The organism is Pantoea sp. WEP (assembly GCF_041678305.1).
GTDB lineage: Bacteria > Pseudomonadota > Gammaproteobacteria > Enterobacterales > Enterobacteriaceae > Pantoea > Pantoea dispersa.
Map to the genome: position 1 here is coordinate 1,237,206 of NZ_JBGNXB010000001.1, position 21,156 is coordinate 1,258,361.

Sequence of the window (21,156 nt, forward strand, 5' to 3'; positions counted from 1 at the left end):
TCTCCATTTTTTTCTTCATGCTGTGGGTAATACACCATCAGCGGCAAAAGCGCCAGGTGGAGTTTACCTCAGGGTTATTTCACTACACGGTATGCCGGCGCGGCAGAGTGTGTGGCGGAATAACCCGGAGCCTGATTCAGACGGCGCTGTGCGCGTCGTCGGTGACACTATAGAGGCGAATTGAACCTTGTGCATGCAGTTCTTCGCACAGCCGATGGAAAGCCTGCTCAAACGGCGCGCTGGCATGATTCGCCGGGCTGTGCGCGGTCATCTGAATATAGAGCACCGGCGGCTCGTCGTCCTGGGCGGGCGTAATGCGCGACACCAGCTCGGCGATGTTCATCTGATGTTTATCGAACAGATCGGTGAAGCGTTCGATGATATGCGGTGAGTCCGGCACTTCCACCTGTACCCAGACGGTGGCGGGCATCGGCGGCGTGACGCGCGCATTGGTGCGCTTCATCACGATCAGCAGCTCCAGCTCGGCACCCTTCATCGGCAGGGTCGATTCAATCAGGGTAATGGCGTTCCAGCTGCCGGAGAGCAGCATAATAAAGGTGAACTCGTCGCCCAGCATCGCCAGGCGGCTGTCTTCAATATTGCAACCGCAGCTGCTGACGTGGCGGGTAATGGTATTGACGATACCCGGACGATCAACGCCCAGAGCGGTGATCACCAGATGGTGCGGCTGTGACTGCGGCAAAATGGCGTTTCCTGTACGTTCGCTAATAACCATAAGGTAAACATAAAAAAAACTGCTGACAAGCGCGGTAATGGCGTGGCTCGCTTGCTTTTCTTTCGGCGGAAAACGTAACATGAGGCACTTGTTTGTCGAGGGGATAGCCCATGTTCACCGGAAGTATTGTTGCGCTCATTACGCCTTTGAATGAAAAAGGTGATGTCTGCCGCGCAAGTCTGAAAAAACTGATTGATTATCATGTCGCCAGCGGTACGGCGGCGATTGTTTCTGTTGGCACCACCGGCGAATCCGCGACCCTCAGCCATGAAGAGCATGGCGATGTGGTGATGCAAACCCTGGAGCTGGCCGATGGCCGCATTCCCGTGATTGCCGGGACCGGCGCGAATGCCACCGCCGAAGGGATCTCTCTGACAAAACGCTTTACCGGCACCGGCGTAGTCGGCTGCCTCACCGTGACCCCGTACTACAACCGTCCGACGCAGGAAGGTCTGTACCAGCACTTCAAAGCGATCGCCGAAAGCACCGATCTGCCCCAGATGCTGTATAACGTCCCGTCACGCACCGGCTGTGACATGCTGCCGGAAACCGTTGCCCGCCTGGCTGAAATCAAAAATATTATCGGAATCAAAGAGGCCACCGGGAACTTATCGCGTATTTCGCAGATCCAACAGCTGGTTGGAGATGAGTTCATTATTGTCAGCGGTGATGACGCGACAGCGCTGGACTCCATGCAACTGGGCGGCAAAGGCGTTATTTCGGTCACGGCTAACATTGCAGCACGTGAAATGGTTGAACTCTGTGCGCTGGCACAAGAGGGCAAATTTGCCGAAGCGCGTCGCCTGAATCAGCGTCTGATGCACCTGCACCAGACGCTTTTCTGTGAACCGAATCCTATCCCGGTGAAATGGGCCGCGAAACAGCTAGGATTAATCGCCGATGACACGCTGCGCTTGCCGATGACGCCGCTGACCGAAGCCGGTCAGGCGAAAACCGCGCAGGCGCTGATCCAGGCGGGTCTGCGATAATTTAGGGAGAATCAATGAGTTATTCAGTTAAGCGCTCGACGCTGGCAACCGTGGTGGGCCTCTCCACCCTGATGCTGCTAACAGCTTGTTCCAGCGATCAGCGTTATAAGCGCCAGGTCAGCGGTGATGAATCTTACCTGCAGGCGCCTGAACTGCATGATTTAAAAGCCCCGGCGGGCATGATTCTGCCGCTGCAGAATGGTGATTACGATGTGCCGCACAGCGTGGCGAAAGGCGCGCTGGGTAAAGAGCTCGACATCCGTCCGCCGGCGCAGCCGCTGGCGCTGATGAACGGCACCCGCGCGCAGTTCACCGGTAATACCGGCGTGCTGGCGGTTGACAGCAGCCGTGGCTCCATCTGGTCGCAGGTGGTGAACGTGGTGCAGTCGTACAAATTCCCGGTTGCCCAGCGTGATGATGCGGCGCAGCAGCTCACCACCGACTGGGTACAGTGGAACCGTGCTGACGAAGATAACCAGTATCGCGGCCGTTACCAGATCAGCGTGCAGAACCAGGGATATCAGCAGGTGCTGACCGTACGTCTGCTGGAACTGCAGCAGCAGGGCCAGACGGTCACCACGCCGGTCCAGGTTCAGCGCTATACCGGTCAGATGCTGAATGACATCAGCACCGGTCTGGATAAGATCGATACCGCCAGCCAGGATGCGGCTGCCGGACGTGCCAGCGGACAGATTGATGTCCAGAGCGGCGCGGACGACACCGGCCTGCCACTGCTGGTGCTGCGCTCACCGTTTAACGTCACCTGGCAGCGCCTGCCGGCGGCGCTGAAGCGTATGGGCATGGAAGTTACCGATGACAACCGCTCGCAGGGCAGTCTGAAAGTGACCTACAAGCAGCCGGGCAGCAGCGCGTTTGACGCCATCGACGCGAAAGATCCGGAACTGCCAAACGGCGACTACAAGTTGCAGGTGGGCGATCTCGATAACCGCAGCAGCCTGCAGTTCATCGATCCGAAAGGACACGTACTCACCCAGGCGCAGAATGATGCGCTGGTGGCGGTCCTGCAGGGCGCACTGAACAAATAAATGCAATAAAGGCCGGAGATTCTCCGGCCTTTTTGTTTTGGTTTTGGCATAATAGCGCCCGGCGAGGTAAACGATTGCGTCAGGCAGTCATCGCGCGGTGAAACACCGCTGAACACGGGTTCTTTCATGTTTGGAGTTAACAAGATGCAAAAGCGAGCTGAGTTGTATCGCGGTAAAGCGAAAACCGTATACAGCACCGACAATCCGGATCTGCTGGTACTTGAATTCCGCAACGATACGTCAGCAGGAGACGGTGCACGAATCGAGCAGTTTGATCGCAAAGGGATGGTGAACAACAAGTTCAACCATTTCATCATGACCAAACTGCAGGAAGCGGGCATTCCGACCCAGATGGAAGCGCTGCTTTCTGATAACGAAGCGCTGGTGAAAAAGCTGGAGATGGTGCCGGTAGAGTGCGTGGTGCGCAACCGGGCGGCCGGATCGCTGGTGAAACGTCTGGGCGTGGAAGAGGGCATGCTGCTCAATCCACCGCTGTTTGATCTCTTCCTGAAAGATGACGCCAAACACGACCCGATGGTCAACGAATCGTACTGCGAAACCTTTGGCTGGGTGAGCAAGGCTAACCTGGCGCGCATGCAGGAGCTGACCTTCAAAGCCAACGAAGTGCTGAGCAAACTGTTTGATGATGCCGGCCTGATTCTGGTGGACTTCAAGCTGGAGTTCGGTCTGTTCAAAGGTGAAGTGACGCTGGGCGACGAATTCTCGCCAGACGGCGCGCGTCTGTGGGACAAAGAGACCATGGACAAGATGGACAAAGACCGTTTCCGTCAGAGCCTCGGCGGCCTGATCGAAGCGTACGAAGAAGTGGCACACCGTCTGGGTGTCAAACTGGACTAAGCCTCTGCCGGTGTGCGTCAAGGTAGTTCGGACGCAAACCTCTCAGCGCATGAAGGTCGCCCTGGCTGGCGGCCTTTTTTATTGTCTGTTTACGGCCTTCACGCTGCGCCCTGCGCGCAATCTCGCTCCGCTGGCATCGCATTGCTGGTACTAACCTCTGCCGCCAACTAAAATCATGCAAAAGTCATTGATAACAGGAGCAGGCCATGCGCTGGCAAGGGCGTCGTGAAAGCGACAATGTGGAAGATCGTCGCGGCGATTCGCCGGGTTTTAGCTTCTGGCGGACGCCAGATTCGTCTGCCGCGCGGCAAGGGCGGCATTATTCTGCTGATTGTGGTCGCGGTCGCTGGCTATTACGGCTACGACCTCACCGCGCTGCTGGAAGGCGGCGCGCCGGTGTCGCAACAGCAGCAGCGTCAGGTCAATTCGGCGCAGGATAACGAGGCGGCCAAATTCACCTCGGTAATCCTCGCCACCACCGAAGATACCTGGGGCAAACTGTTCCAGCAGATGGGCAAACAATACGCACCGCCAAAGCTGGTGATGTATCGCGGTGCAACGCGCACTAACTGCGGTACCGGCCAGTCGGCAATGGGGCCGTTCTACTGCCCGGCCGATCAGACGGTATATATCGATCTCTCCTTCTATGACGACATGAAAACCAAACTCGGAGCCGGGGGGGATTTTGCCCAGGGTTATGTCATCGCTCACGAAGTAGGGCATCACGTGCAGAAACTGCTGGGTATCGAACCCAAAGTGCGCCAGATGCAGCAGGGCGCTACGCAGGCGCAGGTGAATCAACTGTCGGTGAAGATGGAGCTGCAGGCGGACTGCTTTGCTGGCGTCTGGGGTCACTATATGCAGCAGGAGAACATTCTTGAGGTGGGCGATTTGCAGGAAGCGCTGAACGCCGCCGAGGCGATTGGCGACGATCGTCTGCAGCAGCAAAGTCAGGGGCGCGTAGTGCCGGACAGCTTCACTCACGGCACCTCACAGCAGCGCTACACCTGGTTCAAACGCGGTTTTGACAGCGGCAATCCGGGCCAGTGCAACACCTTCGCCAGTAACTGATGTTGCACGCTGAACTGACGGCGGCGATGCAGCAAGCCGGTATCCGCCGTCTGTGCGTAATAGCCGGTGAAGCTGGCTGGGCGCGCCATGAGGCGGCCACATGGCAGGCCGCACTGCCCGGTGACTGGTTAACTGTCAGCGACAGCGATGACTTCCCGCAGCGCGTCGCGCCTGCGGCGCTGCGTACCCTGCTGGGCCGGGAATTCCGGCATGCCATTTTCGATGCGCGCCACGGCTTTCACGCGGAAGCGTTCGCCGCGCTGGCCGGGACGCTGCGGGCCGGCAGCTGGCTGCTGTTACTGACGCCAGACTGGAACGCCTGGCCGGCGCAGCCCGATCGCGACAGCCTGCGCTGGGCCGATGTCGACCAGCCCATCGCCACGCCGCATTTCATCCACCATCTGCAACAGCATATCCTGCTGGATGCGCAGGTGATGCTGCTGCGTCAGCACCAGACGCCGCGCCTGCCGGCGCCGCAGCCCTTCGCGCCGTGGCAATGTCGCGCCCCCGAGCAGCAGGCGCAGATTGTCCGCCAGCTGTGCGCCATGCCGCCCGGTGTCGCGGTGATCATCGCCCCGCGCGGTCGCGGTAAATCGGCGCTGGCGGGGATGCTGGCGCGCCAGACGCAAAGCGCGCTGGTGACGGCGCCGGCCAAAGCCGCGACGGACGTGCTGGCGCAGTTCGCCGCTGAGCAGTTTAGCTTTATGGCCCCGGATGCGATTCTCGCTCAGCCGCAGGAGGCTCAGCCGCTGGCGGAATGGCTGATTGTGGATGAGGCCGCGGCCATCCCCGCGCCGCTGTTACAGCAGCTGGTGCAGCGTTTTCCGCGCGTTTTGCTGACCACCACGGTGCAGGGCTACGAAGGTACCGGGCGCGGTTTCATGCTGCGTTTCTGCGCCACGCTGCCGCAGGTGCGCTACTTCCCGCTGGATGAGCCGCTGCGCTGGTCGGCGCAGGATCCGCTGGAGCAGTGGCTGAGCGCGGCGCTGCTGTTTGCTGAGGCCGAAGCCTGCGAAGCACCCGCGCAGACAACGATTTTTGCCGCCACGCCCGCGCAGCACGCCGACGCCTTACAGGCCGGCTATCGTCTGCTGGCGAGCGCCCACTATCGCACCTCGCCGCTCGATCTGCGACGTATGCTGGATGCACCCGGCATGCATTTCTGGCTGGCCGGGCAGCCACAGCAGGTCACCGGCGCGCTGTGGCTGGTGGAAGAGGGCGGGCTGGATGCCGCGCTGGCGCAGGCGGTGTGGGCCGGCTTACGTCGTCCGCGCGGCAATCTGGTGGCGCAGTCATTAGCGGCACATGCCGGTTTTACTGAAGCGGCGACGTTACGTTCGCTGCGCATCAGCCGCATTGCCGTGCAGGCCGCACAGCGCCAGCGCGGTATTGGTGGTGCGCTGGTGGCGACGGCGCGGCAGCAGGCGCAGGGCGCGGACTATCTGTCGGTGAGCTTTGGCTACACCGCAGCGCTGTGGCAGTTCTGGCGCGCCTGCGGCTTTACCCTGGTGCGTATCGGTTCACAGCGCGAAGCCAGCAGCGGTTGCTATGCGGCGATGGCGATTTGTGCGCTGACGCCAGCCGGTGAAGCCCTGCAGCAGCGCGCCGCGCAGCGTCTGGCGCGCGACTGGCCGTGGCTGCAAAAGCTGATCGCGGTGCCGCTGACCCTGTCGTCCGCCGACCATCAATCCCTCAGCGCCGACGACTGGCCGCTGCTGGCCGCGTTTGCCTGGGCGCAGCGGCCCTATGAAGCCAGCTATCCGGTGCTGCAGCGGCTGGCGGGTGTCGCATCGCCACCGTTGCTGTGTGCCATACTGCAACAAAAACAAACGCTGAGTGAAGCGGCACGGCTGGCCGGCGTGAGCGGGCGTAAAGCGCTGATGCTCAGGCTGCGCGCGGAGGCGGCTGACGCACTCATCATGCTGGATGCCGCTGCCGCGCAGCACTGGCAGCAGCGCCTCGGCACATTGCAATAAATCCATTATCTCGTTCAAATTTTCCCAATATCACTTTGCCGTCAGCGGCGTATAGTGATTTGAGGAGGACGTTATGGCACTACGATATGTAATTGTTCAGCAACCGGATAACGCCGCGCAGCTGTTTTTGCTGTATCACGGCGTGAACGACAACCCCGATTCGATGGCGCAGATTGGCAGCTGGTTCGCGCAGGCGTTTCCGCAGGCGCAGGTGGTGTCGGTGGGCGCACCTTATCCGGCCAGCGCGCCGCAGGGCCGCCAGTGGTATGCCGAGATACCGGAACACGACCGCTCGCAGCAGCAGGGCGTGGATGCGGTGATGCCGTCCTTTGTCGAGTCGGTGCGTCACTGGCAGCAGCAGAGCGGCGTGCGGCCGGAAGCCACCGCGCTGGTCGGTTTTTCGCAGGGCGGCACCATGGTGCTGGAAGGCGTAAAAGCCCAGCCGGATCTGGCGGGACGCGTGGTGGCCTTTAGCGGCCGCTACGTCACACTGCCGGAGCAGGCCAGCACGCGCAACACTATCCACCTGATTCACGGCGATTATGACGAGCAGGTGCCGATGCAGCATGCAGAAGCGGCGATGCAGCGCTTAACCGCGTTGGGCGGCGATGTGACGCTGGATATCGTTGACGATCTGCCGCACGCAATTGATGAACGCAGCATGCAGCTGGCGCTGAATCACCTGCGCTATACCGTGCCGCGCCGCTATTTTGATGAGGCGCTGAGCGGGGCGAAGCCGGGCGACGACGATGTGGTGATGATGGTGTGAGACCGGCGCGCCATAAAACAAAGGTCGCCGTGCGGGGCGACCTTGTACTTTAAACGATCAGCGGCGACTACTTCTTCTTCGGCCAGTCGTCGTCATCGTCCCACTTATCGTTGAAATCGCGATGCGGTGGCAGATCCGGTTTGTTATCCATATATTTTTTATGATCGATGCGCTTCAGGTCTTTATAGACGTTCATCAGCACGCCCACCATCAGCAGAATCACAATCACCCACCAGTACTCTTTTAACCATTCCATGAGGTTTCTCCTTCAAGGTGCCATCAGGCGATCAGCTGTTCCATAATGCGCTGATACATCCGGCTCAGCAGCTGCAAATCCGAGGCTTTCACGCACTCATTGATCTTATGAATAGTGGCATTCACCGGGCCGAGCTCCACCACCTGCGCGCCCATGCGGGCAATAAAGCGCCCGTCAGAGGTGCCGCCGGTGGTTAACAGCTGCGGCTTGATCTCATTATAGTGCGCCACGGCGTTGACGACCGCATCCACCAGCTTGCCGCGTGAAGTCAGGAATGGCTGACCGGACACATTCCACTCCAGCGTGTAGCGCAGCTGGTGGCGATCGAGCAGCGCCGCCACGCGATCTTTGATCATCTGATCGGTCAGTTCGGTGCTGAAGCGGAAGTTAAACTGCACGAAAAACTCGCCGGGGATCACATTGTTACTGCCGGTTCCCGCCTGCATGTTGGCGATCTGCATGCTGGTCGGCGGGAAGAACTCATTGCCCTGATCCCACTCGGTCGCCACCAGCTCGTTGAGCGCCGGCATTGCGCGATGTACCGGGTTATCAGCCAGATGCGGATACGCCACGTGGCCCTGCACGCCGTGAATGGTCAGATTGGCGGTCATGGAGCCGCGACGGCCATTCTTCACCACGTCGCCGACCACTTCGGTGCTCGACGGTTCGCCGACGAGGCAGTAATCCATACGTTCGTTGCGCGCCATCAGGCGCTCAACCACTTTTACCGTACCGTTGACGGCGCTGGCTTCTTCATCGGAAGTGATGAGAAACGCCAGCCGGCCAGCATGATTGGGATGAGCAGCAACGAAGCGCTCAGCCGCCACCACCATCGCCGCCAGCGAGCCTTTCATGTCCGCGGCGCCACGGCCAAACAGCATGCCGTCGCGAATCGACGGTTCAAACGGCGGGCTGATCCAGCGGTTGGCATCGCCCGGCGGCACCACATCGGTGTGCCCGGCAAAGGCCAGCGTTTCGCCCTGGCCGCGCGTGGCCCAGAAGTTAAGCGTATCGCCAATGTGCATCGGCTCGACGTGGAAACCAATCGCCTCCAGGCGCGCAATTAACATGGCCTGGCAACCGGCGTCATCCGGACTAAGCGAGGGGCGACGAATAAGCTGCTGAGCCAGCTCAATAACCGGACAGAACATGTTATGACTTCTCCTGAAAAAAGGCGTGATAAACGGGTTCTTTGAAACCCACCAGCAATGTACCGTCTGGCGCCGCCAGCACCGGACGTTTGATCAGCGCCGGGTGCGCCAGCATCAGCGCTTTGGCGCTGGCCGCATCGCGGATGGCATCGCGTTCCGCTTCCGGCAACTGACGCCAGGTGGTGCCGCGCGTGTTCAGCAGCACGTCATACCCCAGCTGGTCGATAAAGGATTGCAGCAGTGCCGCATCCAGCCCGTCAGCGCGATAATCATGAAAATGAAAGTCGATGCCGGAAGTGCTCAAATAGTTGCGTGCTTTTTTTATGGTGTCGCAATTCTTAATTCCGTACATCACCCACTGCGCTGTCATCGCGTATTCCCGTCCTGTGTTAAATAAAGCGCGAGTTTATCATAGCGCGCCGTGGGCTGTGAGGTCAGACGCGCAGCAGCGCTGTTTTTCATCTCGCCGCGACGCCAATAAACGCCGCTAATCAGGGCCAGTAAACGCTTTCACTTACCTGCGAAATTGTCGCCTGCGGCATCATTAGCGATCTAAGAATTATCTTAGGCGGCAAAAACGGGCCTGACGGATTAAGTCCGCGCTTTTATGAGTCGCATTAACAGGTTGCTGAAATGTGCGTCAGTCCGCAGTTTCGGCAAATTCAAGCTTTCTGTGGTAGTTGCCGATAGTGATGAGAGGTGGAAACGTATTCACCTGTAGAAAAAAACGGCGTAAAATCGCCACTACAAGAAGAGAGGGTATTATGGTTGAACACGAACTGGGGAACTGGAAAGAATTTATCGAAGCGATGTTACGTAAGTAATTCGTGAAGAGAAAAGCAGGGCACTTCCCAACTTGCTGTTATTCTTACCGCACACATCAATAAAGCCGCCATTCATCATGGCGGCTTTTTATTTGCCCGGAGTTAGCCTCAGTCGTGCGGCTTTGCCCGCAGCGGGAAGCGGCGGCGCACCAGCACAAAGAACAGCGGCACAAAGAAGATCGCCAGTACCGTGGCGGAGATCATGCCGCCCATCACGCCAGTACCGACCGCATGCTGGCTGCCGGAACCGGCACCGCTGCTGATCGCCATCGGCAGCACGCCGAAAATAAAGGCCAGCGAGGTCATCAGAATCGGCCGCAGGCGCTGTCGCGATGCCTCCAGCGTCGACTCCAGCAGTTCACGCCCTTTGCTGTTGATCTCATTGGCGAACTCGACGATCAGGATCGCATTCTTGGCCGACAGACCAATCACCGTCAGCAGCCCGACCTGAAAGTAGACGTCATTCTCCAGTCCGCGCAGCCAGGTGGCGACCAGCGCGCCCACCACGCCCAGCGGCACCACCAGCATCACCGAGAACGGAATCGACCAGCTCTCGTACAGCGCCGCGAGGCACAGGAACACTACCAGCAGCGAAATTGCATACAGCGCCGGTGCCTGCGAGCCGGAGAGACGCTCCTGATAGGAGGCACCGGTCCACTGGAAGCCAACGCCGAGCGGCAGCTGCGCCACCAGTTTCTCCATCTCATCCATCGCCGTGCCGCTGCTGACGCCGTTAGCCGCCTCGCCGACAATCTCCAGCGACGAATAGCCGTTATAGCGTTCAAGACGCGGTGAACCGGTCTCCCAGTGGCTGGTGGCGAAAGCGGAGAACGGCACCATGCCGCCACTGTTGTTGCGCACATACCATTTGTTAATGTCGCCTGGCAGCATGCGGAATTCCGGTGCGGCCTGGACGTAGACCTTCTTCACGCGGCCGCGATCGAGAAAATCATTCACGTAGGTTGAGCCCCAGGCGGTGGTCAGGGTGTCGTTGATGGTATCCAGCGACACGCCGAGCGCCTGCGCTTTGCGCTGGTCGACATCAATCTGCAGCTGCGGGCTGTCGTCGAGCCCGTTGTGGCGCACGCGCGACAGCGCCGGATTGTTGTCGGCCAGCGCCAGCAGCCGATCGCGCATCGCCATCAGCTCGGTATGCCCGATGCCGCCGTGATCCTGCAACTCCATATCAAAGCCGGAGGAGCTGCCCATGCCGGTGATCGCCGGTGGACTGCTGGCGATGACGCGTGCCTCTTTGATCTTTTTGAAGGCTGCGGTGGCGCGATCGATGATGGCAAACGAGGTGCGATCGCGACCTGGCCGCTGCTCCCAGTCCTTCAGACGCACAAACAGGCGCGCCACGTTTTGTCCGTTACCGCCCGGACCGGCACCGATGGTGGAGAACACCGACAGCACATTGTCCTTTTCGGCAGTCAGGTAATAATCCTCAACCTTTGCCACCACCTGCGAGGTTTGCTGCAGCGTCGAGCCCGGCGGCAGTTGTACCTGAGTAAGAAATACGCCGCGATCTTCCAGCGGCAGGAAGGAGGTAGGCAGACGAATAAACAGGAATGCCATCACGCCGATAATCGCCAGGTAGAGCAGCAGCCAGCGGCCGCTCTTCAGCAGAATGCGCGCCACGCCGCGCTCGTAGCGTTCGGCGCTGGCATTGAAGTGACGGTTAAACCAGCCGAAAAATCCGCGCCGGCCATGGTGCTGGCCCTGCGCCAGCGGTTTGAGCAGCGTGGAGCACAGCGCGGGCGTCAGAATCATCGCCACCAGCACCGACAGCACCATCGCCGAGACAATGGTGATGGAGAACTGGCGATAGATAGCGCCCACGGTGCCGCCAAAGAACGCCATCGGCACAAACACCGCGGACAGCACCAGCGCGATGCCCACCAGCGCACCCTGAATCTGCCCCATCGATTTACGCGTGGCGGCCCGCGGCGATAATCCCTCTTCGCTCATGATGCGCTCAACGTTTTCCACCACCACGATAGCATCATCCACCAGCAGCCCGATGGCCAGCACCATGGCGAACATGGTCAGGGTGTTAATACTGAAGCCGCAGGCGTACAGCACCGCAAAGGTACCGAGCAGCACCACCGGCACAGCAATGGTGGGGATCAACGTGGCGCGGAAGTTTTGCAGGAACAGGTACATCACCAGAAACACCAGCAGGATCGCTTCCAGCAGCGTTTTCACCACGTCCTTAATGGAGGCTTTGACGAACGGCGTGGTTTCAAACGCCACTTTGGCTTCCAGCCCGTGCGGGAAGTATTGCGCCAGTTCGGCAATACGGGCGCGCACCAGCTTGTCGGTGTTCATCTCGTTAGCGCCGGAGGCCAGCTTGATGCCGAGACCGGAGGCCGGCTGGCCGTTATAGCGGCTCAGAAAGTCATACTTTTCGGCGCCCATGGCAATGGTGGCCACGTCGCCGAGCGTCACCACTGAACCGTCGGTGTTGGTTTTCAGCGTAATGGCGCGAAACTGCGCGGGCGTCTGTAGCATTGACTGGGCGTTAACCGTAGCGTTCAGCGCCTGTTTGTCCACCGACGGCAACCCGCCGACCTGGCCGACCGCCACCTGGGTGTTCTGCGATTCGATGGCGCTGACCACATCGTCGGTGGTTAGCGCGTAGTTAATCAGCTTGTTGGGATCGAGCCAGATGCGCATGGCGTATTGCGAGCCGTAGGCATCGACCTGGCCGACGCCGTCGATGCGGCTGAGCGGATCCTGAATGTTACTGGCAACGTAATCGGCAATATCCTGTTTATCCATGCTGCCGTCGGTGGAGACAAAGGCGATCATCAGAATGTTGCTGTCGCCGGTTTTGTTTACCGTGACGCCCTGCGACTGCACCGCCGCCGGCAGTTTGCGCAGCGCGCTCTGCAGCTGATTCTGTACCTGTTGCCGCGCTTCATCCGGGTTAGTGCCGGCGGTAAAGGTGAGGGTGATCTGCGCCTGGCCGGTGTTGCTGCTGTTCGAGGACATGTACATCAGGTTATCGATCCCCGTCATATTCTGCTCGATAACCTGGGTGACGGTGTTTTCCAGCGTCTGCGCGGATGCGCCGGGATAGTTGGCGGTGATGCGCACGTTAGGCGGCGCGAGATCCGGATACTGTTCCACCGGCAGCGAGATAATGGCCAGCGTGCCACACAGGCACAGCAAAATAGCCAGCACCCAGGCAAAAATGGGGCGGTCGATAAAAAAGTTCGACATGAAACCGACACTCCTCAGCTGCGTACTTTGTACTTGTTATTAGTAAAAGCGTGTCGCACGCTGCGCTTCACGCTGGCGGAGTGCAAGGGCGATCCTGAAAACTCCGGCTGCTGCTTACTGTACGCGGGGCAAATTAGGGAATCGTGGATAAATTATGGAGAAAGTGTAAAAGTCGCAGCAGCTTTATGTGCGCACTCACACATTGCGACTCTCCAGCCACAGCACCGTTGCCGCAACGCGGGAACGGACGTCGAGCTTACGCAGCAGGTTGCGGATGTGCACCTTTACCGTTTCTTCCGAAATATGCAGCGTGGCGGCAATCTCTTTGTTGGATAAGCCGCGCGCCACTTCCTGCAACACATCCAGCTCGCGCTCGGTCAGCTGTCTGAACGGATTAGCGCTGGGCTGGCGGGTCGCCAGATATTCTGCCACCACCTCGCTGAACACGTTCTCGCCCTGTGCGCCGCGCATTACCTGCGCCAGCAGCAGTTCCGGTTCGCTGTCTTTAAGCAGATAGCCATCGGCACCGGCATCCACCATGGCGTAAATATCGCTGCGCGCGTCGGACACTGTCAGTACCAGAATGCGTGCCGCGACGCCCTCGTGGCGCAGCGCTTTCAGCGTATCCAGCCCGGACATGCCCTTCATATTCAGATCGAGCAGAATCACATCCGGTGCCAGACGGCGCGCTTCGGCCAGTGCTTCGGTACCGTTATTCGCCTCAGCCACCACTTCCAGACGCGGTTCCAGCGCCAGCAACTGGCGGATACCGCGACGCATCAGCGGATGATCGTCAACGATCATAATAGACAGGGAAGGGTGAGCCATAGGTTCTCCTGAGTTTCAATCCATTTGCTAAGTGTAATGCGTTAAGCCAGCCGGTGCGCGGGGCGGGCGGGAAAACGCAGCGTGACGCAGGTGCCCTGCGCCTGCGGGGTAATCAGTAAGCTGCCGGCGAGACGCGCCGCGCGCTCGGCCATGATGGTCAGCCCGTAGTGGCCCGGCGGCTCTTCCACGCTGTTGATACCGCAACCGTCATCTTCGATGGTCAGCAGGTGCTCATCATCAGCGACACGCTGATAGCGAATCTGAATCTGCTGCGCCTGCGCGTGACGAATTGCATTGAGCAGCGCCTCGCGCGCAATCTGCAGCACGTGCACCTGCTGCTGGGCATCCAGCGTTTGCAGGCCAGGCTGATAGTCAAAGGTAATCGCCGCCTGCGACTGCTCCTGCAGCGGGGCGATCATCGCCTGCATCGCCTGCACTAAATCGGCCTGTTCAATGCTCAGGCGGAAGGTGGTGAGCAGCTCGCGCAGCTGCTGATAGGCCTCGGCCAGCGCGCGATCAAAATCGGCGATGATCGCCTGTGCCTGCGGCTGGCTGCTATCGACATTACGCCGCAGCAGCGTCAGCTGGATACGCAGAAAAGAGAGCGACTGCGCCAGCGAATCGTGCAGCTCGCGCGCAATGGTGGCGCGCTCTTCAATCAGCAGCATCTGCTGATACTGCTTCTGCGTCTGCCAGATCCACAGTGCACGCGCCAGCATGTTGGCCAGACTGTGCATCAGCTCATCGGCCGGCGGCGCGCGGCGGGTTTGCCAGCACAGTTCGCCGAGGCGCTGCTCCTCCTGCTGCAGCGGCAGCCGCTGCCAGCTGAGATCGTCGGCGGGCACGCCGGCCTGGAAGGCGATATCCTCGCTGGCGATTTGCAGCACCTCCAGCGCTTCCCGTCGCTGCACCAGCCGCAGCAGGCCCTGGAACAGCTCGGGATTGAGCGGGCTGCCGGTGAGAATCTGCGAGCTTTCATACAGCAGCGACAGCGTGCGGTTGGCCTGGGTTAAATCTTCGGTTTTATTGCGCACCGCGCACTCCAGCAGGCGATAGTGCGAATGCAGCCGCTCCGCCATGGTGGTAAACGCCTGCGCCAGCACGCCCAGCTCGTTGGGCTGATGCACGGAAAGCGGCGGAAAACTGAAGTTGGCCTGCTCGACGTATTGACTGGCGGTGACCAGCGAATCGAGCGGACGCACCACGTTGCGGCGAATAAAGCCAATGCTCCACAGCGCCAGCGCGACAATCGCCAGAAAGCCGAACAGGCTGCTGGCGGCCACCAGATGCATTTTCAGCTCGGCATAGTGCTGCACCGCCAGCACGAAGCGGTCAATCTCACTGACGTAGCCCGCCACGCGCTGCTGGTACACCTGCGCCCGCGCCGGCTGCAGCGTCTCTTGCAGTACCGGCCAGCTGTCGCGCAGATAGCGATAGCGGCTGCTGACCTCAATCGGCACCCACGGACGCTCCAGATGCTGCAGCGCCGGTGACTCCAGCGTCTGCTGATATTGCTGCATATGGTGCGCCAGCTGCTGCGGATCGCGCGTGCTGTCCCACGCCAGCCGGTAGATTTGCATGCGCAGCGAGCCGGCGACATTCACCGCTTCAGCATCGCGCAAACTGCTGGAGAGCGTCATCAGCGCCAGGCCAGTGGTTAACAGCGACAGCAGCACAATCGCGCTGAGCGCGCGGGCAATGGTGCGGGTAACGGGACGTTTCACTATCACAATAATAACCCTTGTAAGAGCGGGGGATTATAAGTCAGCCGCAGCGCGTGTGCGAGCGCGGAATTGACACATCTGGTTACTTTTACCAGAGAAACTCACCGCGGTTTACGTTTCCCTGGATTACCGGCGTTTGGCTGGCGAAATATTGAACGCTTTTACCGCCCGCGCAGCCTGGTTTGCAATGGCTCGCCGATACTTTGACGCGTAACCCTTTTCCCGCACGACAACAGGAGCACCTCATGAAGACACGTTATGCCGTAATGACTGCTGCACTGCTTGCCAGCGCATCGTTTACTACCTTTGCCGCCTCGCCGTTGAGCGAGGCACAAACCCAGGACCTGCAAAGCAGCGGCACCGTTTCGGTGAGCGGCGTGCGCGGTTCGCTGGATGACGCCACCCGTCAGCTGTCGCAGAAAGCGGAAGAGATGGGCGCCAGCCACTATCGCGTCATCGGCATGCAGAATCCGGGCGATTCCAGCATGTGGAGCGGCAGCGCCGAGATTTACCGTTAATGCCCTTCATTATTCCCCTCTGGTAGTTTTTTCCTGTAGCCACCGATTACCGGCCACCCCACTGGCCGGTTTTTTTGTGCGTCGCGACGGATTATTACAAATCAACCCGTGCAGTCAGCCAGTATATTTTGCTTCGTTCATGCAGAACGGGTAGGATTCATCGCCGTAATTTCCCGGCTCGCCGCGCGGCATCGTTCCGCCGCTCAGGGGCCGGTTTTACCCCATTTCGCACTGCCCGGCGCAATCGATTGGTTACGCGGTGATTGATGGACAGGACAAACAGGAAAGCTATGAAATCTACTAAAAAAACGCCAGCCGAACAGCGTGCTGCGAGAAGGCGCTGGCTTAACTCTCACGACACGGGTTACCACAAAGCAATGGGTAACCGTCAGGTACAAATGATCGCCATTGGCGGCGCTATCGGTACCGGTCTGTTCCTCGGTGCCGGCGCGCGTCTGCAGATGGCCGGTCCGGCACTGGCACTGGTGTATCTGGTGTGCGGTATCTTCTCCTTCTTTATTCTCCGTGCGTTGGGCGAGCTGGTGTTGCATCGCCCTTCCAGCGGCAGCTTTGTTTCGTACGCGCGTGAATTCCTCGGGGAAAAAGCGTCCTACGTCGCGGGCTGGATGTATTTCGTTAACTGGGCGATGACCGGTATCGTCGATATCACCGCGGTGGCGCTTTACATGCATTACTGGGGCGCGTTTGGTGATGTGCCGCAGTGGGTATTTGCGCTGGGCGCGCTGGCGATTGTCGGCACCATGAACATGATCGGCGTGAAGTGGTTCGCCGAGATGGAATTCTGGTTCGCGCTGGTGAAAGTGCTGGCCATCGTGGTGTTCCTGATTGTCGGCGTGGTGTTCCTCGGCAGCGGTAAACCGCTGGACGGCAACACCACCGGCTTCCACCTGATCACCGACAACGGCGGGCTATTCCCGCACGGTCTGCTGCCGGCGCTGGTGCTGGTACAGGGCGTGGTGTTTGCCTTCGCCTCGATTGAGCTGGTGGGCACGGCGGCGGGCGAGTGTAAAGACCCGAAAACCATGCTGCCGAAAGCCATTAACAGCGTGATCTGGCGTATCGGCCTGTTCTATGTGGGCTCCGTGGTGCTGCTGGTACTGCTGCTGCCGTGGAACGCCTATCAGGCCGGACAAAGCCCGTTCGTCACCTTCTTCTCCAAACTGGGCGTGCCTTACATTGGCAGCGTGATGAATATCGTGGTGCTGAGCGCGGCGCTGTCGAGCCTGAACTCGGGCCTGTACTCTACCGGACGTATTCTGCGTTCAATGTCGATGGGCGGCTCGGCGCCGCAGTTCATGTCGAAGATGAGTAAGCAGCAGGTGCCGTACGCCGGTATCCTGGTGACCATCGGCGTGTACGTGATCGGCGTAGTGCTCAACTACTACGTTCCGTCGCAGGTGTTTGAGATCGTCCTGAACGTGGCGTCGCTGGGGATTATCTCCTCGTGGGCGTTCATCGTGGTGTGCCAGATGCGTCTGCGCAAAGCCATCAAAGAGGGCAAAGCGGAAGATGTCAGCTTCAAGCTGCCGTGGGCGCCGGTTACCTCGTGGCTGACGCTGCTGTTCCTGGTGAGCGTGCTGGTGCTGATGGCGTTTGACTACCCGAACGGCACTTACACCATTGCTTCAATTCCGCTGATTGCCGTGCTGCTGGTGCTCGGCTGGTTTGGCGTGCGTAAGCGCGTGCAGGCGGAAGCGATGAAAGAGCACGAGCATCATCATGACGATCAGGATGATGCGGCGCCTAAACTGGCGGAAGACAACGCGCGTTAATCGCAGCGATGCTCACCTGCGGGGGCCAGTCGGCCCCCGTTTTTATTTCAATTCTCCTTCTCTTGATCCCGCATCGGGAATTACACCTTTCGGGTGATATAGCCCTTCATAACCTCAGGTTATTTTACGCACCATCTCTACATCCCCGCATTGAGGTGAGCCGATGGCGCTGTCGCGACGTGAACTCTTTACCGGGCAGCGCGTCATGCCTGCCGGCGGTATCGCGTTGCCGTGGTGGCGGGGAGAGAGCGGCTGTGACGGCTGTGGACGCTGCGTAGAAGCCTGCGAGAGCGGCATTATCCGCATCGCCGCTGGCGAAGCGCCGCAGCTCGACTTTCTGCAGGGGGAATGCACCTTTTGCGCTGCCTGTGCCGACGTCTGCCCGCAGCCGCTGTTTCAGCCGCGCGACACTGAACCTTTTAGCCGGCGCATCCGCATCGACAGCCGCTGTATCGCTTTTCTCGGCGTTAACTGTCGCAGCTGCCAGGAGAGTTGTGAGCAGCAGGCGATCCGTTTTCGCCTGATGCCCAACGGCATCGGCCAGCCGGAAATCCTTCCGCAACACTGCACCGGCTGTGGCGCCTGTATCGCGCCGTGTCCGGTCTCAGCCACAGGACTGCATCATGACGAATAACGACAGCTGGCACGTATGTGGCCTGGTGATTCAGGCACGTCCGACCGCGATCGCGGCGGTGCGGCAGGCGCTACTGAACTTTGCCGACAGCGACATCGCGGCGGAAGATGCCGCACGCGGCACGCTGGCGCTAACGCTGGGCGCGGCCGACAGCGCCACGCTGCTGAGCAACATTGAAGCCACCCGCAACATCCCGGATGTGCTGGCGGTATCGCTGGTTTATCACCAGCAAGACGAAATTGAAGAACCCTGTAAGGAAGCATCATGAACCTGAGTCGTCGTGATTTTATGAAGGCCAATGCGGCGGCTGCTGCTGCAACGGCTGCCGGTCTCACCATTCCGACCGTGACCAAAGCGGCCACCAGCCTGGCGGAGCCGATTCGCTGGGAAAAAGCGCCGTGCCGGTTTTGCGGCACCGGCTGTGGCGTGCTGGTCGGCACGCAGAATGGCCGCGTGGTCGCCTCGCAGGGCGATCCGCAGGCGGAGGTTAATCGCGGTCTGAACTGCATCAAAGGCTACTTCCTGCCGAAGATCATGTACGGCAAAGATCGTCTGACCCAGCCGCTGCTGCGCATGACCGACGGCAAATTTGATAAGAACGGCGAGTTTACCCCGGTAAGCTGGGATCAGGCGTTCGACATCATGGAAGCGAAGTTTAAGGCGGCGCTGAAAGCCAACGGCCCGGAATCGGTCGGCATGTTTGGCTCCGGCCAGTGGACCGTATGGGAAGGTTACGCTGCATCAAAGCTGATGAAAGCCGGCTTCCGCACCAACAACCTCGATCCGAACGCGCGCCACTGCATGGCGTCTGCGGTGGTGGGCTTTATGCGCACCTTCGGCATGGACGAACCAATGGGCTGCTACGATGATATCGAGCAGGCCGATGCGTTTGTGCTGTGGGGATCGAACATGGCCGAGATGCACCCGATTCTCTGGTCACGCCTGACCGCGCGTCGTCTCAGCAATGACAACGTCAAAGTGGCGGTGCTGTCGACCTATCGCCACCGCAGCTTCGAGCTGGCCGATAACGCCATCGTCTTCACGCCGCAGAGCGATCTGGCGATCCTCAACTTCATCGCTAACTACATTATTCAGAACAACAAAGTCGATAAAACCTTCCTGCAGAATCACGTCACGCTGCGTAAAGGCGTGACGGATATCGGCTACGGTTTGCGCCCGACCAATCCGCTGCAGGCGGCGGCGAAAAATCCGGACAACGGCGAGTCGACGCCAATCAGCTTCGATGAGTATGCGCAATTTGTCGCGGAATATACGGTGGAAAAAGCCAGCGCCATGAGCGGCGTAGAGCAGGATCAGCTGATCGCGCTGGCGGAGCTGTACGCCGATCCGAATGTGAAGGTGGTCTCTTACTGGACCATGGGCTTCAACCAGCATACGCGCGGCGTGTGGGCGAACAACCTGTGCTACAACATCCACCTGCTGACCGGCAAAATTTCCCGTCCGGGCACCGGACCGTTCTCGCTCACCGGCCAGCCATCGGCCTGTGGCACCGCGCGTGAAGTGGGCACGTTTGCGCACCGTCTGCCAGCCGACATGGTGGTGAACAATGATAAACACCGCGCTTTAGCTGAAAAACTGTGGAAGCTGCCGCAGGGCACGGTGCCAGCCAAAGTCGGTCTGCACGCCGTGGCGCAGGATCGCGCGCTGAAAGACGGCAAGCTGAATGCTTACTGGGTGATGTGTAACAACAACATGCAGGCCGGGCCGAACCTGACGCAGGAGCGCATGCCGGGCTGGCGCGATGCCCGCAACTTTGTGGTGGTATCTGACCCGTATCCGACCGTCAGCGCTCTGTCTGCCGACCTGATTCTGCCGACGGCGATGTGGGTAGAGAAAGAGGGCGCCTACGGCAACGCCGAGCGCCGTACCCAGTTCTGGCATCAGCAGGTGAAAGCGCCGGGCGAGGCAAAATCGGATCTGTGGCAGCTGGTGACCTTTGCCAAACGCTTCCGCGTTGAGGACGTGTGGCCAGAGGCGCTGATTGCTCAGCAGCCTGAGCTGAAAGGGAAAACCCTGTACGACGTGCTGTATGCCAACGGCCAGGTGAATCAGTTCCCGCTGAGCGAAGTGGCCGACGACCGCCTCAACGATGAAGCGCGTGAGTTCGGCTTCTATATTCAGAAAGGCCTGTTCGAGGAGTATGCCAGCTTTGGCCGCGGTCACGGTCACGATCTCGCACCGTTCGATACCTATCACGAGGCGCGCGGTCTGCGCTGGCCGGTAGTGGACGGCAAAGAGACGCGCTGGCGCTATCGTGAAGGTTTCGACAGCTACGTGAAAGCCGGTGAGGGGGTACGTTTTTACGGTAAGCCGGACGGCAAAGCCACCATTTTTGCCCTGCCGTACGAGCCGCCAGCGGAAGCGCCGGATGCCGAATATGACCTGTGGTTCTGCACCGGTCGCGTGCTGGAGCACTGGCACACCGGCACCATGACGCGCCGCGTGCCGGAACTGCACCGCGCGGTGCCGCAGGCGCTGCTGTATATCCATCCGCTGGACGCCAAAGATCGCGGTTTCCGTCGCGGTGAGAAGGTGCGCGTGGTATCGCGTCGTGGCGAAACCCTCGCCACCGTGGAAACGCGCGGGCGTAATCAGCCGCCGCAGGGGCTGGTATTTATGCCGTTCTTTGATGCCGGCGTGCTGGCCAACAACATCACGCTGGACGCCACCGATCCGCTGTCGAAGCAGACCGATTACAAAAAATGCGCCGTTAAGCTGGTGAAAATCTGAGGCAGGA

The 21,156-nt window shown here is 59.8% G+C and carries 18 protein-coding genes and 1 pseudogene; 12 read left to right on the top strand and 7 right to left on the bottom strand.

Features of this window, described 5'->3' with window-relative positions; genetic code table 11:
* Positions 1-136: 136 nt before the first annotated feature.
* The gene (locus ABVR31_RS05625; RefSeq protein WP_081049393.1) at positions 137-703 is read right to left on the bottom strand and encodes a glycine cleavage system transcriptional repressor; all 567 of its coding nucleotides are present in this window, start codon (positions 701-703) and stop codon (positions 137-139) included.
* 143 nt (positions 704-846) lie between these two features.
* Between ABVR31_RS05625 and dapA the strand changes: the two genes are divergently transcribed.
* The 6 genes and pseudogenes from dapA (at position 847) to ypfH (ending at position 7,445) form a co-directional block, all read left to right on the top strand.
* Positions 847-1,725 carry a 4-hydroxy-tetrahydrodipicolinate synthase gene (dapA, locus tag ABVR31_RS05630; RefSeq protein WP_021506604.1) on the top strand — a complete coding sequence of 293 codons (879 nt, stop codon included), beginning with the start codon at positions 847-849 and terminating at the stop codon, positions 1,723-1,725.
* A 14-nt stretch (positions 1,726-1,739) separates the two neighbouring features.
* Complete coding sequence (bamC, locus tag ABVR31_RS05635) at positions 1,740-2,771, top strand: outer membrane protein assembly factor BamC (RefSeq protein WP_372772053.1); 1,032 nt, start codon at positions 1,740-1,742, stop codon at positions 2,769-2,771.
* 144 nt (positions 2,772-2,915) lie between these two features.
* Entirely contained in the window at positions 2,916-3,629 is a 714-nt protein-coding gene (gene purC / locus ABVR31_RS05640) for a phosphoribosylaminoimidazolesuccinocarboxamide synthase (protein WP_031279423.1), read from the top strand.
* Between the two features lie 206 nt (positions 3,630-3,835).
* Positions 3,836-4,700: pseudogene (locus tag ABVR31_RS05645) on the top strand (neutral zinc metallopeptidase).
* Complete coding sequence (locus ABVR31_RS05650; RefSeq protein WP_372772055.1) at positions 4,700-6,676, top strand: tRNA(Met) cytidine acetyltransferase TmcA; 1,977 nt, start codon at positions 4,700-4,702, stop codon at positions 6,674-6,676. The pseudogene ABVR31_RS05645 and the gene ABVR31_RS05650 overlap by 1 nt, the downstream one beginning before the upstream one ends.
* 73 nt (positions 6,677-6,749) lie before the next feature.
* Positions 6,750-7,445 (top strand): esterase, encoded by a 696-nt coding sequence (gene ypfH, locus ABVR31_RS05655; RefSeq protein WP_021508041.1) that lies wholly within the window; start codon positions 6,750-6,752, stop codon positions 7,443-7,445.
* 67 nt (positions 7,446-7,512) lie between these two features.
* Here the strand turns inward: ypfH and ABVR31_RS05660 are convergent, their stop codons facing one another.
* Genes ABVR31_RS05660 through ABVR31_RS05670 form a run of 3 tightly spaced genes read right to left on the bottom strand, consistent with a single transcriptional unit; the run spans position 7,513 to position 9,222 of the window.
* Positions 7,513-7,701 (bottom strand): YpfN family protein, encoded by a 189-nt coding sequence (locus ABVR31_RS05660; protein WP_021508042.1) that lies wholly within the window; start codon positions 7,699-7,701, stop codon positions 7,513-7,515.
* 23 nt (positions 7,702-7,724) lie between these two features.
* Positions 7,725-8,852, bottom strand: coding sequence for a succinyl-diaminopimelate desuccinylase (dapE, locus tag ABVR31_RS05665; RefSeq protein WP_372772058.1), 1,128 nt, complete (start codon positions 8,850-8,852; stop codon positions 7,725-7,727).
* A 1-nt stretch (position 8,853) separates the two neighbouring features.
* Positions 8,854-9,222, bottom strand: a complete 369-nt coding sequence (locus ABVR31_RS05670) for an ArsC family reductase (protein ID WP_372772060.1) — start codon at positions 9,220-9,222, stop codon at positions 8,854-8,856.
* Positions 9,223-9,616: 394 nt separating this feature from the next.
* Between ABVR31_RS05670 and ypfM the strand changes: the two genes are divergently transcribed.
* Positions 9,617-9,676 carry a protein YpfM gene (gene ypfM / locus ABVR31_RS05675; protein ID WP_104085366.1) on the top strand — a complete coding sequence of 20 codons (60 nt, stop codon included), beginning with the start codon at positions 9,617-9,619 and terminating at the stop codon, positions 9,674-9,676.
* A 108-nt stretch (positions 9,677-9,784) separates the two neighbouring features.
* Here ypfM and acrD read toward each other — a convergent pair whose 3' ends face one another.
* The 3 genes from acrD to narQ form a co-directional block, all read right to left on the bottom strand.
* The gene (gene acrD / locus ABVR31_RS05680; RefSeq protein WP_215800764.1) at positions 9,785-12,901 is read right to left on the bottom strand and encodes a multidrug efflux RND transporter permease AcrD; all 3,117 of its coding nucleotides are present in this window, start codon (positions 12,899-12,901) and stop codon (positions 9,785-9,787) included.
* Between the two features lie 195 nt (positions 12,902-13,096).
* The gene (locus ABVR31_RS05685; RefSeq protein WP_058758331.1) at positions 13,097-13,729 is read right to left on the bottom strand and encodes a response regulator; all 633 of its coding nucleotides are present in this window, start codon (positions 13,727-13,729) and stop codon (positions 13,097-13,099) included.
* A 41-nt stretch (positions 13,730-13,770) separates the two neighbouring features.
* The gene (gene narQ / locus ABVR31_RS05690; RefSeq protein ID WP_058758332.1) at positions 13,771-15,459 is read right to left on the bottom strand and encodes a nitrate/nitrite two-component system sensor histidine kinase NarQ; all 1,689 of its coding nucleotides are present in this window, start codon (positions 15,457-15,459) and stop codon (positions 13,771-13,773) included.
* 239 nt (positions 15,460-15,698) lie between these two features.
* Between narQ and ABVR31_RS05695 the strand changes: the two genes are divergently transcribed.
* From ABVR31_RS05695 to napA, 5 genes are all read left to right on the top strand, one after another.
* Positions 15,699-15,971 (top strand): DUF1471 domain-containing protein, encoded by a 273-nt coding sequence (locus tag ABVR31_RS05695; RefSeq protein ID WP_058770823.1) that lies wholly within the window; start codon positions 15,699-15,701, stop codon positions 15,969-15,971.
* A gap of 290 nt (positions 15,972-16,261) precedes the next feature.
* Positions 16,262-17,764 carry an L-asparagine permease gene (gene ansP, locus ABVR31_RS05700; RefSeq protein WP_031279802.1) on the top strand — a complete coding sequence of 501 codons (1,503 nt, stop codon included), beginning with the start codon at positions 16,262-16,264 and terminating at the stop codon, positions 17,762-17,764.
* Positions 17,765-17,927: 163 nt separating this feature from the next.
* Positions 17,928-18,398: a ferredoxin-type protein NapF gene (gene napF, locus ABVR31_RS05705; RefSeq protein WP_058775675.1), complete on the top strand. Its 471-nt coding sequence runs from the start codon at positions 17,928-17,930 to the stop codon at positions 18,396-18,398.
* Positions 18,388-18,666, top strand: a complete 279-nt coding sequence (locus ABVR31_RS05710) for a chaperone NapD (protein ID WP_021508051.1) — start codon at positions 18,388-18,390, stop codon at positions 18,664-18,666. The genes napF and ABVR31_RS05710 overlap by 11 nt, the downstream gene beginning before the upstream one ends.
* Positions 18,663-21,149, top strand: a complete 2,487-nt coding sequence (gene napA, locus ABVR31_RS05715; RefSeq protein WP_059011691.1) for a nitrate reductase catalytic subunit NapA — start codon at positions 18,663-18,665, stop codon at positions 21,147-21,149. Before ABVR31_RS05710 ends, napA begins: the two co-directional genes overlap by 4 nt.
* Positions 21,150-21,156 lie beyond the last annotated feature (7 nt).